This is a genomic window from Exiguobacterium sp. SRB7LM (genome assembly GCF_015712685.1).
GTDB classification, from domain to species: Bacteria; Bacillota; Bacilli; order Exiguobacteriales; family Exiguobacteriaceae; genus Exiguobacterium; species Exiguobacterium profundum.
This window is the reverse complement of the sequence record NZ_VWVR01000006.1, coordinates 1,239,132-1,252,945: the sequence shown is the minus strand read 5'-3', so window position 1 is coordinate 1,252,945 and position 13,814 is coordinate 1,239,132. Positions and strand designations below refer to the sequence as shown.

The 13,814-nt window shown below is 49.2% G+C and carries 14 protein-coding genes and 1 riboswitch; of the genes, 12 read left to right on the top strand and 2 right to left on the bottom strand.

Annotated features, from left to right (window positions below; all coding sequences use genetic code 11):
- Nucleotides 1–3: 3 nt before the first annotated feature.
- The 11 genes from F3H97_RS07245 to F3H97_RS07195 all read left to right on the top strand — a co-directional run bounded on the left by F3H97_RS07245 (nt 4) and on the right by F3H97_RS07195 (nt 9,726).
- Complete coding sequence (locus F3H97_RS07245; protein ID WP_074036416.1) at nt 4–252, top strand: NifU N-terminal domain-containing protein; 249 nt, start codon at nt 4–6, stop codon at nt 250–252.
- Complete coding sequence (locus tag F3H97_RS07240; RefSeq protein ID WP_196430944.1) at nt 249–1,049, top strand: glycosyltransferase family 2 protein; 801 nt, start codon at nt 249–251, stop codon at nt 1,047–1,049. Before F3H97_RS07245 ends, F3H97_RS07240 begins: the two co-directional genes overlap by 4 nt.
- 2 nt (nt 1,050–1,051) lie before the next feature.
- Nucleotides 1,052–1,546 (top strand): Lrp/AsnC family transcriptional regulator, encoded by a 495-nt coding sequence (locus F3H97_RS07235; protein WP_012726802.1) that lies wholly within the window; start codon nt 1,052–1,054, stop codon nt 1,544–1,546.
- Complete coding sequence (locus tag F3H97_RS07230; protein ID WP_159562577.1) at nt 1,543–2,727, top strand: aminotransferase; 1,185 nt, start codon at nt 1,543–1,545, stop codon at nt 2,725–2,727. The genes F3H97_RS07235 and F3H97_RS07230 overlap by 4 nt, the downstream gene beginning before the upstream one ends.
- Before the next feature lie 58 nt (nt 2,728–2,785).
- Entirely contained in the window at nt 2,786–4,030 is a 1,245-nt protein-coding gene (locus tag F3H97_RS07225) for a lysine N(6)-hydroxylase/L-ornithine N(5)-oxygenase family protein (protein WP_196430943.1), read from the top strand.
- A 196-nt stretch (nt 4,031–4,226) separates the two neighbouring features.
- On the top strand, nt 4,227–4,619 hold the full coding sequence (yugI, locus tag F3H97_RS07220) for a S1 domain-containing post-transcriptional regulator GSP13 (RefSeq protein ID WP_074033496.1): 393 nt from the start codon (nt 4,227–4,229) through the stop codon (nt 4,617–4,619).
- Between the two features lie 99 nt (nt 4,620–4,718).
- On the top strand, nt 4,719–5,711 hold the full coding sequence (locus F3H97_RS07215; protein ID WP_196430942.1) for a Gfo/Idh/MocA family protein: 993 nt from the start codon (nt 4,719–4,721) through the stop codon (nt 5,709–5,711).
- A 74-nt stretch (nt 5,712–5,785) separates the two neighbouring features.
- Nucleotides 5,786–6,949 carry an iron-containing alcohol dehydrogenase gene (locus F3H97_RS07210; protein ID WP_159562574.1) on the top strand — a complete coding sequence of 388 codons (1,164 nt, stop codon included), beginning with the start codon at nt 5,786–5,788 and terminating at the stop codon, nt 6,947–6,949.
- A 106-nt stretch (nt 6,950–7,055) separates the two neighbouring features.
- Nucleotides 7,056–8,408 carry a glucose-6-phosphate isomerase gene (locus F3H97_RS07205; RefSeq protein ID WP_074036426.1) on the top strand — a complete coding sequence of 451 codons (1,353 nt, stop codon included), beginning with the start codon at nt 7,056–7,058 and terminating at the stop codon, nt 8,406–8,408.
- A 99-nt stretch (nt 8,409–8,507) separates the two neighbouring features.
- Nucleotides 8,508–8,981 (top strand): RNA deprotection pyrophosphohydrolase, encoded by a 474-nt coding sequence (ytkD, locus tag F3H97_RS07200; protein ID WP_159562573.1) that lies wholly within the window; start codon nt 8,508–8,510, stop codon nt 8,979–8,981.
- Nucleotides 8,962–9,726 (top strand): alpha/beta hydrolase family protein, encoded by a 765-nt coding sequence (locus F3H97_RS07195; protein ID WP_196430941.1) that lies wholly within the window; start codon nt 8,962–8,964, stop codon nt 9,724–9,726. The genes ytkD and F3H97_RS07195 overlap by 20 nt, the downstream gene beginning before the upstream one ends.
- 15 nt (nt 9,727–9,741) lie before the next feature.
- Here the strand turns inward: F3H97_RS07195 and pckA are convergent, their stop codons facing one another.
- A complete protein-coding gene (gene pckA, locus F3H97_RS07190; protein WP_196430940.1) occupies nt 9,742–11,313 on the bottom strand; it encodes a phosphoenolpyruvate carboxykinase (ATP) in 1,572 nt (523 codons plus the stop codon).
- Nucleotides 11,314–11,635: 322 nt separating this feature from the next.
- A riboswitch (SAM riboswitch) is annotated at nt 11,636–11,755 on the top strand.
- 132 nt (nt 11,756–11,887) lie between these two features.
- Between pckA and metK the strand changes: the two genes are divergently transcribed.
- On the top strand, nt 11,888–13,096 hold the full coding sequence (gene metK, locus F3H97_RS07185) for a methionine adenosyltransferase (RefSeq protein WP_012726792.1): 1,209 nt from the start codon (nt 11,888–11,890) through the stop codon (nt 13,094–13,096).
- Nucleotides 13,097–13,133: 37 nt separating this feature from the next.
- Here the strand turns inward: metK and F3H97_RS07180 are convergent, their stop codons facing one another.
- The gene (locus F3H97_RS07180; protein WP_196430939.1) at nt 13,134–13,652 is read right to left on the bottom strand and encodes a hypothetical protein; all 519 of its coding nucleotides are present in this window, start codon (nt 13,650–13,652) and stop codon (nt 13,134–13,136) included.
- Nucleotides 13,653–13,814: the final 162 nt, after the last annotated feature.

Sequence of the window (13,814 nt, the reverse complement as noted above, 5' to 3'; positions counted from 1 at the left end):
ATAATGTTACGAATTGATCCAACACCGAATCCGAATGCGATGAAAGTGACACTTCCAGAGAACGTGTTTGGCGCCAAGAGTCAAAGTGTGAAGGCGGGCGAAGCGACAGATCAACCGCTTCTCGCCAAGTTAGTTGAAATCGAAGGCGTGGAGAGTGTCTTTGCTTATGGTGACTTTGTGACCGTATCAAAGGAGAACGGTGTGAGCTGGGAAGCAATTCTTCCACTCGTTGAGACGGCATATCGCGGATGAAACCGATTGTCTCGATTGTCATTCCGGCTTATAAACGCGAGACGGAACTGACGGAACTGCTTGAAAGTCTAACGGTCCAAACGTTTCAGCAGTTTGAGGTCTTGGTCATGAATAATGAAGGGCCGCCAAAACAACACCTTTTGGCGCCTTTTTTGAATCAATTGGATGCACGTGTCATCGAAGTGGGTGAAAACCATCATGTTCGTGCCCGTAATCGTGGTGTTCTCGAAGCGAGAGGCGATGTCATCTTGTTACTAGACGATGACGATTTGCTCATGCCGACACATCTAGAGGCAGGGCTACGCGACCTTCAACAGGCTGACCTCGTCTATTCGGACGCTGAGCTGTTCCGCTTCGAATGGAGAGGGGGCCGTCGTGTTGTGACGGACTGGGAACCGTTCGCTTACGCGTTCGATCGAGAGCGGATGCGTCAGGACTCGACGTTTATTCCTTCGGGTACGATGTATCGCAAATCGATTCATGACACGATTGGTCTATTCGACGAAGACGTCTATAACTACTGGGATTGGGATTTCTTGTTAAGGGTAATGGATGCATTCACCGTGTCACACCCGGCGCGTGCGACGGTACTGTACGCGTTCAACGGGACCGACAACCTATCAGCAATACAGGATGAAGCGAGACGTCGTTATTTTGATTGTTTTTGTCAAAAGCACGGTCTGACAGACATGGAGATGAAGAATTTCCATATCGTTCAGGAGGAACGACGTTCATACGTGAGACAGACAGAGAGAACGTTCACAGGCGTGCTACCTGGTCGAACGGAAGGAGAATAAGTATGTATTCATCAAAAGAACTTGAGTTGTTAGAATTGTTAGAAGAAAAGGGGTATCTCGAGACGAAGATGTTGGCTGACTTGTTGGCACTCGATGAAGAGACGATTGAGTCGATGCTCGAGAAGTTCAAGCAAGACGGGATTCTCCTTGGATTTCGTGCCATGGTCAATTGGCAAAAAATCAATCGCCACGATGTCACTGCCTTCATTGACGTTAAAGTGACTCCGAAACGAGGGCGCGGATTTGACGACGTGGCCGAGCGTATTTATCGCTTCCCAGAGGTGACAGCGCTTTATTTGATGTCGGGTGCTTATGACCTTCAAGTCGTCATCCGGGCAAACTCACTTCAAGATGTTGCCTCATTTGTCTCAGACAAGCTTTCGCCGCTTGATTCGGTTTTGTCGACGACAACTCACTTCAAATTGAAGACGTACAAACATGACGGGATCTTGTTCACCCCACAAACTGAAGATAAGCGGTTGAACATCACGCCATGAAGTCTTTATCAAATCAAGTCGTCTCGATGAAGCCATCGGGCATTCGCCGTTTCTTCGACTTAGCACAGACGATGGATAACGTGGTCTCTCTCGGGGTGGGAGAACCGGATTTCATCACACCGTGGAACGTGCGAGAAGCGAGCTATGCCGCACTCGAAGAAGGATATACGGCCTATAGTGCTAACGCCGGTCTCATCGAGTTGCGTGAAGAGATTGCAACTTATATGAAAGAACGCTTTTTAGTCGAGTACGATCCGACGTCTGAATTGATTGTCACGACAGGGGCATCGCAGGCGCTCGATATCGCATTCCGTGCCCTTCTCAATCCAGGGGACGAGGTCATCGTGGTCGAACCGGCATTCGTTTCATATGGTCCACTCATCGAGTTGGCAGGTGGAACCGTCGTGCCTGTCGCGTGTCGTCCAGAGAAAGGGTTTCGACTCGATCGAGATGACGTCGAGCAAGCCATCACAGAACGAACGAAAGCGATCTTGCTCTGCTTCCCGTCTAATCCAACGGGCGCTACGATGAATGGCGACGAACTCGCGCAAATCGCAGAACTCGCGACAAAGTATGACCTTTGGGTCGTCAGCGATGAGATTTATGCGGAACTTTGTTATGACGACCCATTCGTCAGCTTCGCGACGCTCCACGACATGCGAGACCGGACGATTGTTGTGAATGGTTTCTCAAAAGCGTTCGCAATGACAGGATGGCGTCTTGGCTTCACATGCGCGCCCGAAGTTGTGACGCGAGAGATGTTGAAGGTCCATCAATATGGCATGATGTGTGCACCTACGCTCGTTCAATTCGGTGGACTCGAGGCACTTCGGACTCGTGAGCAGCACGTGCCGAGCATGGTGAAAAGTTATCGTCAACGTCGAAACTATTTCATTCAAGCGCTGAACGAGGCGGGATTACCGACGCACGTGCCAGGTGGAGCATTTTATGCTTTTCCTTCGATTCGACATACTGGATTGACGAGTGAGGAATTTGCAGAACGTCTTCTCATCGAAGAACGTGTCGCCGTTGTTCCTGGAAATGCCTTCGGTGAGAGCGGGGAAGGATTCGTCCGGGCGAGTTATGCGACTTCGCTCGAACAACTACAAGAAGCGATTCTCCGGATTCAACGTTTCATGAAACAATTTGAAGTCACAGTAGCCAAGGACTCTCATTCGTGAGAGTTCTTTGGCGTTTTAGCGATATAACGAAAGGGAAAAGACGGGCGAGGTGAAGATGATGAAACGATTTGACTTTGTTGCAATCGGGTGTGGTCCGTATAATCTTGGTCTCATGGCCCTTGCGGAAAAAACTGAACTGCATGGGATTTGCTTTGAGCAACGCGCGGAGATGATGTGGCATGAAGGCATGTTGATTGAAGGGATGACGATGCAAACGCATTATTTACAAGATCTCGTCACGTTGGCGGACCCGACCCATTCGGCGAGTTTTCTGAACTATTTGAGTGATACGGGTCGACTCCAAACATTTATCACGCAAGAACAAGATAAGATTCCTCGAACGGAATACAATCGTTACTTGCGATGGGTTGTAAATCAACTGTCGACGATTCGTTTCAATCATTATGTGTCTGACGTTGTAGTGGAAGAAGAGGGCTTCCTCGTGACCGTCGAATCAGATGGTCGATCGACACAAGTTCATACAAAACATCTCGTCCTAGGGACCGGGGCGGCGCCATTCGTGCCGGACGGGTTTGAACAAGTCATTCATACGAGCGATTATTTGACGTACCGGGACGTCCTCAAAGACCGATATCGTGTCGCGGTCGTGGGGAGCGGACAGAGTGCGGCGGAAGTATTTCTGGACTTGTTGCGTGAAGCGACGGATGAACAACGCGTCGACTGGATCACACGCTCCGAACAATTTGTGTCACTCGAAGCAGGCAAGCTTGGGGATGAAATTTTTAGTGTGGATTATGTCGATTATTTTCATAAGCTACCGTACGACGCTCGGCAAGAGCTACTCGGGTCATTCGAGCGTTTCCGTCATGGTGTCAATCCTGAGACGATGACCTCGATCTATGAGACCTTGTATCATCGGACGGCAGAAGCGGAAGCGACGAAGGCTGATATGATGACACAGGTCGAAGTGGAATCGATTTCTTATGATTGGTTAACACATCGTTTGAAAGGGACCCAACGGTATACGGGAAAAGTGATTGAAAGAGAGTACGATCTCGTTGTCGTGGCGACGGGGTATCGCCCGGTGATCCCATCTTGGATAGATCAGCTCCCGGTTGTATGGGAAGTAGAGGGAGAATGGGCAGTCCGTGACACGTATGAGGTGATCATGAGCGAGTCGCTAGGCGGAAAGTTGTTTACGCACACGAATATAGAGCATTCACATGGTCCGGCTGCGACGAATCTCGGGATGGCAGTCTATCGAAATGCGGTCATTTTGAACGACATGGCTGAAGAAACGATCTATCCGATTCGTCATCAGAAGCCGTTTACGACATTTTGAACAAAAAAAGGCTAGGCGAGTCGCCTAGCGGAATCAGGGGGGAATACTTGAAGTCTTGCTTGATTTGTATTTACCCCGCACTTCGACTTTAAAACATACCAACACGTCAAAAATAATCTTTTTTGCTAAATTCTACACTTTATCGAAAAAAGTATGTTATAGTAAGTTGATGAATTTAGCATAGGAGTTGTTTGTAATGGCAAAATACGAAAAAGATCAAGTATTAACAGGTAAAGTAACAGGAATCCAACCTTTCGGTGCTTTCGTAGCACTCGACGATGAGACTCAAGGTCTTGTACACATTTCAGAAATCTCACACGACTACGTAAAAGACGTAAACGATTACGTTCAAGTTGGTCAAGAAGTTGAAGTGAAAATCCTTGAAGTGGACGAAGCTTCTAAAAAAATCAAGCTTTCAATGAAAGCGACTCAAGAAGCTCCAAAACGCGAGAAGTCTGCGAAGCCAGCTCGTCGTGCGCCACGCCGCAACGAAGCATCTTCAAACTTCAAGCAAGAAGAAGCTCCAGGATTCACAGTCCTCAAAGACAAACTTGAAGACTGGATCAAAAACACAAACTTCAAGAAGTAAGTGTCCCAAGGTGGCCCGTTCTAAACGGGTCACCTTTTTTATTTTACAGGAATCGGCGGATTGAATGACGAAACTGTAAAGCGAATAGGAGGGGATGGCATGAAGATTGGCATCATCGGAACGGGAGGAATTGCGACGAGTGCCCATATCCCGAATTATGTCAAAGCAGGCATGGATGTGGTAGCGGTCATGAACCGGACACGGGCAAACGGGGAACGTGTCGCACGACAGTTCGGCATCCCGAACCTTTATGAGACGGTCGAAGAGATGCTTTCACGCGAAAATCTCGATGCGGTCAGTATATGTACACCAAACGCCTTACATAAAGAGCAAGTGCTGCTTGCGCTTGAAGCAGGATGTCACGTTCTCTGTGAGAAGCCACCGGGAATTTCAGAGAATGAAGCGATCGAGATGTTGGAAGCGGCAAAACGAGCCGGAAAAACATTGCATTACGGATTCCATTACCGACATCGTGAGGATACGGTTTTGTTGAAGCGAATGATTGATGCGGGTGAACTCGGAGACATCTATGCAGCGACGGCGCTCGCGCTTCGACGGCGTGGAATTCCGGGATGGGGTGTCTTCACGAATAAAGAACTGCAAGGCGGGGGTGCATTACTCGACATCGGTGTGCATATGTTAGACCTGGCGCTTCATTTGATGGGATACCCGAAACCGAGAGAGGTCGTCGGTCATGTCGGTCAGTATTTAGGGAATCGTCCGGGTGTCGGCTTGCTGGGGGAATGGGACGCGAGTTCGCTCACAGTCGAGGATACGGCGAGAGCGATGGTCACGTTTGAAAACGGAGCATCCTTATTACTCGACGTCAGCTACATGGCCAATATCGAGGAAAAAGATACGATGCGAGTGGAATGTCGCGGCACGAAAGCCGGAGCTAGTCTGTTCCCGCTCACACTTCACACGGAGAAATTTGGGGCATTGTTTGATGAGCGGCCAGCTTATTTGACTGAACACGACCCGTATGAGCGGCAAATCCGACTCTTCCTTGAGGCCTGTGGAGAAGAGCCGAACTATCGGCAAGCGGAGGAAGCGGTCATCTTGCATCACATCATCGACCGTATCTATCAGTAAGCACGATACTTTTCATTCCGTGAAAACAGGGTATATAGTGTAGGTGTTACATATTTCTATGAGGAGGTTAACTTATGCACAACTTTGAATACAAAAACCCGACAAAACTAATTTTTGGGACACATCAGGTCGAAAAATTAGGTGGAGAACTAGAAGCGCTTGACGCGAAGAAAGTGATGCTCGTCTATGGTGGCGGAAGCATCAAAAAGAACGGGACGTACGATGAAGTCGTGGCCGAGCTTGAAAAAGCCGGTATCTCATACGTAGACTTCTCAGGTGTTGAACCGAACCCGCGGATTGAGACTGTACGTCGTGCGGTGAAATTTGCGCGTGAAGAGGACGTTGATGCCTTGCTAGCTGTCGGTGGCGGTTCCGTCATCGACTGCACAAAACTGATTTCAGCAGCGATTCCATATGACGGGGACGCGTGGGACATCGTACTTCGTGAACATATCCCGACAGAGGCGGTACCATTCGGGACAGTCCTTACACTCGCTGCGACAGGGTCAGAGATGAACTCGGGATCGGTCATCACGAACTGGGAGACTCAAGAGAAGTTCGGTTGGGGTCACCCACTTGTATTCCCGACATTCTCGATCCTCGATCCACGTTACACCGTGTCGGTTCCAAAAGACCAGACAATTTATGGCATCGTCGACATGATGAGCCACTGTTTCGAGCAATACTTCCACCCGAACCATGCGCCGGTACAAGAACGCATGACAGAAGGTGTGTTGAAAGCGGTCGTCGAATCGGCACCGAAACTCGTCAACGATTTAGAAAACGTAGACCTCCGTGCCATCATCTTATTCTCAGGTACGATGGCATTGAACGGTGTACTTCAAATGGGTGCAGCCGGTGACTGGGCATCGCACAACATCGAACACGCCGTATCTGCTGTCCATGACATCCCGCATGCTGGGGGCCTCGCGATCCTCTTCCCACGTTGGATGGAACATGTGTTGGATGAAGACAACGCGGCTCGCTTTGCTCGACTCGGTACGGAAGTGTTCGATGTGGAGCCAGGTGCAACGGATTTAGAGACAGGGAAGCGTACAATCGAGGCCATCCGTGCGTTCTTCGATCAACTCGGTGCACCGAACTCGCTTCGTGACTACGATATCGATGAGTCGACATTCGATGCGATTCTTGATTCTGCGATGAAACGTGGTGCATTTGGTCGTTTCCGTACGCTCGAACGGGAAGATGTTGCGCATATTCTCGAACTAAGTAAATAAGGCGATTTCTTGCCTATTTTGCAATAATGATTGAACGAATCTAGACTTTCCGTTTATGATGGGTCATGTATGGCTCTTTTACGAGCGATTTAAAGGAGGAAATGACATGTCAACTGTACGTTTCGATTATTCAAACGCGCTCTCATTCGTAGGGAAGCATGAAATCGACCAAATGCAAGAAACGGTAAAAACTCTTCACTCGGTGATTCACGAGCGGAGCGGTGCCGGAAGTGATTTTCTTGGGTGGGTCGACCTTCCGACCGAATACGATCAAGATGAGTTCGCACGAATCAAAGCTGCGGCGGAACGAATTCGCGAGAATTCAGATGTTCTCGTCGTCGTCGGAATCGGAGGTTCTTACCTCGGTGCCCGTGCAGCGATCGAAATGCTTCAACATTCGTTCTTCAACGTATTGTCAAAAGAAGAGCGCAAGGCGCCACAAGTATTCTATGCGGGCCATAACATCTCTTCAACGTATATGAGAGAATTGCTTCAAGTGCTTGAAGGGAAAGACGTCTCAATCAACGTCATCTCGAAATCAGGAACGACGACAGAACCTGCGATCGCATTCCGTGTCCTCAAGCAATTCATGGAAGACAAGTATGGTCAAGACGGAGCGCGTGAGCGGATCTATGCGACGACAGACCGTGCCCGTGGCGCCCTCAAGACGCTCGCGGACGCTGAAGGTTACGAGACGTTCGTTATTCCAGATGACGTCGGTGGACGTTTCTCTGTCCTCACACCGGTCGGACTTCTTCCGATTGCCGCTGCAGGAATCGATATCGATGCTTTGATGGAAGGCGCACGCGATGCACAAAACGCCTACAGCTCGCCAGAATTGGCTGAGAACGAAGCGTATCAGTATGCAGTCGTACGTAATGCTCTCTATGCGAAAGGTAAATCGATTGAGATGCTCGTCAACTACGAACCAGCTCTACACTACGTGTCAGAGTGGTGGAAACAGCTTTACGGAGAATCAGAAGGGAAAGACAACAAAGGGATCTTCCCTGCGGCTGTTGACTTCTCGACTGATCTTCACTCGATGGGTCAATACATTCAAGAAGGCCGTCGCGACTTGTTCGAGACAGTCATCCGTGTGAAAGAAGTCCGTCACACAATGAACGTCCCAGAAGACGCACAAGACTTGGATGGTTTGAACTTCCTCGCAGGCGAAACAATCCAATTCGTGAACGACAAGGCGACAGAAGGGACGCTCCTCGCACATACAGATGGCGACGTACCGAACCTTGTCGTCGAATTGCCAGAGATGACACCTTACCACCTCGGTTACTTGTTCTACTTCTTCGAGAAAGCATGTGCAATGAGCGGATACATCCTCGGGGTGAACCCGTTCAACCAACCTGGCGTTGAAGCATACAAAGCGAACATGTTCGCATTACTCGGTAAACCAGGGTATGAAGAACAAAAAGCAGAACTTGAAAAACGCTTGAATCAATAAGAAAACGAATCGGTCCGCGTGTCGGACCGATTTTTTTGTTTGAAACTGTGTGCAGACAAGGTAAAGTGAGAGTAGACAGGGGAAAGAAAGGGATGGACTATGAAGACATTCAAGGATTACTATCATAATCAAGTCGAGTTAAGCTTCACCCATTATCCGTTCTCAGACACGCCGCTCCACGTCTGGGTCGTCGCCCGATATAAGGACAAATGGGTATTGACGAAACATAAGCAACGAGGGCTCGAATTCCCAGGTGGGAAAGTCGAGCCGGGCGAACATGAGGATGCCGCTGCCATCCGGGAAGTATATGAAGAGACCGGAGGCGTCGTCAAGACATTACGATACATGGGGCAGTATCGTGTGCTCGGCCGCGGCGACACCGTCATCAAAAACATTTATTTTGCGGAAATCGAACGATTCGAAGATCATCCCGCAGTCGACGAGACGGATGGGGCCGTCTTGATTGATGTCTTGCCGGACAACCTACTACGGAATCCACGTTACAGTTTTATGATGAAAGACCGTGTCTTACCGGAAACGATGAGGGTGCTCCATGAGCAACACTTGGTTTGATCGGGTCGACGTCTTGCCACCTTATGCCGGTTATCGGGTGACGCGTGGGTGGTATACGACGAATGATGGGGAAGAGGTCGTCGCTTATTCGATTGAACCGAAACGGTCGAACGGACAGGTATTGATGTACTTACGAGGGGGGACGGCACGAATCGGAGACGTCCGGTTGCCGCGACTCATGCAATTTGCGGCACGTGGTTTTCATGTGGTGGCCCCGGTTTATCGAGGCAATCACGGAGGTACGGGAAAAGAAGACTTCGGTGGAGAGGATTTAGAAGACGTACTCTCACTCTATGATCGCGTCCAAACGAGTGGACGACCGATTCATGCGCTCGGTTTTTCGCGCGGTGGGATGATGGCACTCTCTCTCGCATCTGAACGACCGGTCACCACTGTCACTTCATGGGCCGGTGTGACGAATCTACAGTGGACGTATGAAGAGCAGCGCTCGATGCGGAAGATGTTACGTCGCATGACGGGCGGGGACCCTGAATCGGCAGAAACGGCATATACGGAACGTTCTCCGCTCTATAAGGAATGGGACGCTCCAACGCTGATCATCCACGGTACGGATGATGAGCAGGTCCGATTGCGCCATGCGACGGCAGTCGCCGAGAAATTAGGTGAGCAGGCCGAGTTTTGGGTGCTTCCGTTCGGACACCAACTCCCGTTTTGGGATAAATGGGAGACGACCGAACAAGCGATGGAATGGATGCTACAACAAGCAAAAGCACCGACTCGATGAGTCGGTGCTTTCGTATTAGATGACCAGTGGACCGGCTGCGATGACCGATTCACTCGCTTTCGTGAACCGTGTGAAGTTCTCTTTAAACTTCATCGCGAGTGCCTTCGCCTCGACATCGTAGCGAGCTGGGTCGCTCCACGTGTCACGTGGATTGAGCACGTTACTCGGTACGCCTTCGATGGCTACTGGAATCTCGACGTTGAAAATGTCATGTTTCTTCGTCTCGACGTCACGAAGTTGACCGTTGACTGCGGCGTTGACCATCGCACGCGTGTAAGCGAGTTTCATACGTGAACCTTCACCGTATGCACCGCCAGTCCAACCTGTGTTGACGAGGTAGACATCCACGTCGTGTTCCTCAATCAATTTACCGAGCATATCCGCGTAACGCTCTGGAGCGAGCGGAAGGAACGGTGAACCGAAGCAAGTCGAGAATGTCGCCTGTGGTTCTGTGACACCGCGCTCCGTGCCGGCAAGTTTTGACGTATAACCCGACAAGAAGTGGTACATCGCCTGTTCTTTCGTCAGTTTGCTGATTGGAGGCAAGACGCCATATGCATCTGCCGTCAAGAAGACAATCGTATTCGGATGACCTGCGCGAGATGGGAGCATCGCATTGTCGATGAACTCGATTGGATATGCCGCACGTGTGTTTTCCGTCAGGGAAATGTTCTTATAGTCCGGTGTACGATCTTCATTCAACACGACGTTTTCAATCAATGAACCGAAGCGAATCGCATCATAGATTTGAGGTTCGTTCTCACGAGACAGGTTGATCGTCTTCGCGTAACAACCTCCTTCGATGTTGAAGACCCCGTCCGGTGACCATCCGTGTTCGTCGTCTCCAATCAAGTGACGCTCAGGGTCAGCCGAGAGCGTTGTCTTCCCAGTGCCCGACAATCCGAAGAAGAGTGCCGTTTCGTTCGCATCGTTGACGTTTGCTGAACAGTGCATCGATAACACGTTCTGCTCAGGTAGCAAGAAGTTCATGACGGAGAAGATAGATTTTTTAATTTCGCCACCGTATTCTGTTCCCCCGATCAGAATCGTGCGCTTGGCGAATGAAACGAGAATGAACGTCTCAGAGTTCGTACCATCGACCGCAGGGTCTGCTTTATAGCTCGGTGCATAAATGACCGTGAACGGGTCGAACGCACCTTTCGTCGGCCATTCGCGTAAGAACAATTGTTTGGCGAACAGACTGTGCCACGCATACTCCGTAATGGCACGGACAGGCAACGTATAGTGTTCATCTGCACCAGCGGATGCTTCTAGATAATACAGCTTATCCTTCTTTTCTAAATGGTTGAGAACTTTGTCAAGAAGTGCTGAAAACTTCTCTTCTGCGATCGGTTGGTTCACTTTACCCCAATCGACGAGGTTGTTGCTGACTTCATCTTGTACGACGAATTTGTCTTTCGGTGACCGTCCAGTAAAAGCACCGGTACTGACAGATAATGCCCCGTCTTTTGTCAGTACACCTTCACCATTTTGAATGGCTTCTTCCACCAGCTCTGGAACCGTCAAGTTCCGTAACATGTCGGCACCATTAATTAATTCTTCGATTTTCAGGAGCGTTGTCGCCATCCTGAATCCCACCTTTCCCCTAAATAGATGTGGATGAAATCCGCATACTTCCGCGATTACGATTAATCAGTATGACATTTTTAATTATATGTGACACACTAATTAAACACAAGCGTTTCTTCTCTCTAAGTAAGCGCTTTCTTACAAAGTCATTTTATCACATTCTCTTATCACAAGGTGTTAAAAAACAGAAACGAAATAAAAAAATGTTTGACGATTCACAAACAGAAATGTTTTGCAAGTCTGTGAAAACTTTTACGAATTCGTCCGATTCCCTTGACATAATCGAGTGTCATTTATATGATGGTTTTCGTAACGGATACTCTTATTCTGAGCGGTGGAGGGAACAAGGCCCTACGAAGCCCAGCAACCGTCCGACATGAAGTCTTGTGCGGAAAAGGTGCTATCCTGAAGCGAAGCCATTAGCTTCGAACGATAAGAGGGTAAGGAAGAACGATTCAACCTTTCCCCATGTATGTCATCGGGGGAGGTTTTTTTCATTACCGTCCCAAAGCAACGCGTAAGGGGAACGAGTACCGTCCACATAATACCCTTATTATAGGAGGTTTTTTGAATGTCAAAATTGAACCGTCGACTTTTTACTTCAGAGTCGGTTACTGAAGGACATCCAGACAAAATTTGTGATCAGATCTCTGACTCCATCTTGGATGCCATTTTAGCGGAAGACCCGAATGCCCGTGTTGCGGCAGAAACGTCTGTCACAACAGGTCTTGTACTCGTAGCTGGTGAAATCACAACGTCAACTTACGTGGATATCCCGAAAGTTGTCCGTGAAACAATCCGCGAAATCGGATACACGCGTGCGAAATATGGCTTTGATGCTGAAACGTGTGCGGTCTTGACGTCAATCGATGAGCAATCGGTAGACATCGCGCAAGGTGTTGACCAGGCGCTTGAAGCACGTGAAGGTCAGATGACTGAAGAGGAACTCGATGCAATCGGTGCAGGAGACCAAGGTCTTATGTTCGGATATGCGACAAACGAGACACCTGAACTCATGCCGCTTCCAATCTCGTTGGCACACAAGTTGTCACGTCGTCTTGCTGAAGTGCGTAAGAACGGTACGCTCGAGTACCTTCGTCCGGACGGGAAGACGCAAGTAACGGTCGAGTATGATGAGGACAACAACCCTGTTCGCATCGATACGATTGTTATTTCGACACAACACGCTGAAGAAATCACGCTTGAGCAAATTCAAGAAGACTTGAAAAAACATGTCATCGAGGCAGTCATTCCGGCTGAACTCATCGATGCTGAAACAAAATACTTCATCAACCCGACTGGTCGCTTCGTAATCGGTGGACCACAAGGGGACGCAGGTTTGACTGGACGTAAGATCATCGTCGATACGTACGGTGGATACGCTCGTCACGGTGGCGGTGCATTCTCTGGTAAAGATCCTACAAAAGTTGACCGTTCAGCGGCATACGCAGCCCGCTATGTAGCGAAAAACATCGTTGCAGCAGGACTTGCTGATAAAGCAGAAGTTCAACTTGCGTACGCAATCGGTGTTGCACACCCAGTATCAATCGCTGTCGATACGTTTGGCACAGGTAAATTGAGCGAAACGGAACTCGTTGAACTCGTTCGCGAGAACTTCGATCTCCGTCCAGCAGGCATCATCAAGATGCTTGACCTTCGTCGCCCAATCTACAAACAAACGGCAGCTTACGGTCACTTCGGTCGTACAGACATCGAACTCCCATGGGAGCAAACAGATAAAGCAGCCATTCTTGAAGAAGGCGCGAAACGTTTCGCGTAATCATCAAAAACGACCTTTCCGAGGAAAGGTCGTTTTTTTATGCTGTCGGCGGTACCTGTTTGTTCGAATCGGATGAAGAATCGGTTGTCGGATCTTGTCCAAGCGCCGTATCCTTCGCTTCGACGACTTTCTCCCCGATGTCCTGTAAGTCCGACTTGGCCTCTTGAGCCGTCTCGACGATTTTAGTGACGTCCTCTTTCACGGTATCGACTTCCCCGACGACTTTTTCGTATACGTTTTGGACATCTGTAGAGACTTCTTGAATCTTTGTCGAGGCCGACTTCACTTGTTCAATGACTTGAGACGCCTTTCCGGCAGGATCTTGTTTCACTTCGTTGACGATGCCCCCGACCGACGATTTCGCATTCGAGAGGGATTGCTTTGTCTGCTCCCGGTTCGAGGAGCTAAGTAAGGCGAGTAGGCCACCGACGAGTGCACCGAGCAACATCCCGGTCACGACACTGATTTTTGGACTTCCCCCGTCCAATTGATCGAATTGGCGGTTCGGGTTTGCTGTCTGTTCTACTTTCGGGTCATGTTCTTGTCTAGGTTCCATGTGGTTCCACTCCTTCGTTTGATTGGCATTGGTTGTGTTATACCCTAGAGCAATGTCTACGTAACGTTTTCTAATGAATCGTCATGAAAAAGAAATGAAGGAGCAGGATAAAAACACCGGGATAGGGAATGATACAAATAGATTGGCCAAAAGGGGGAAGCT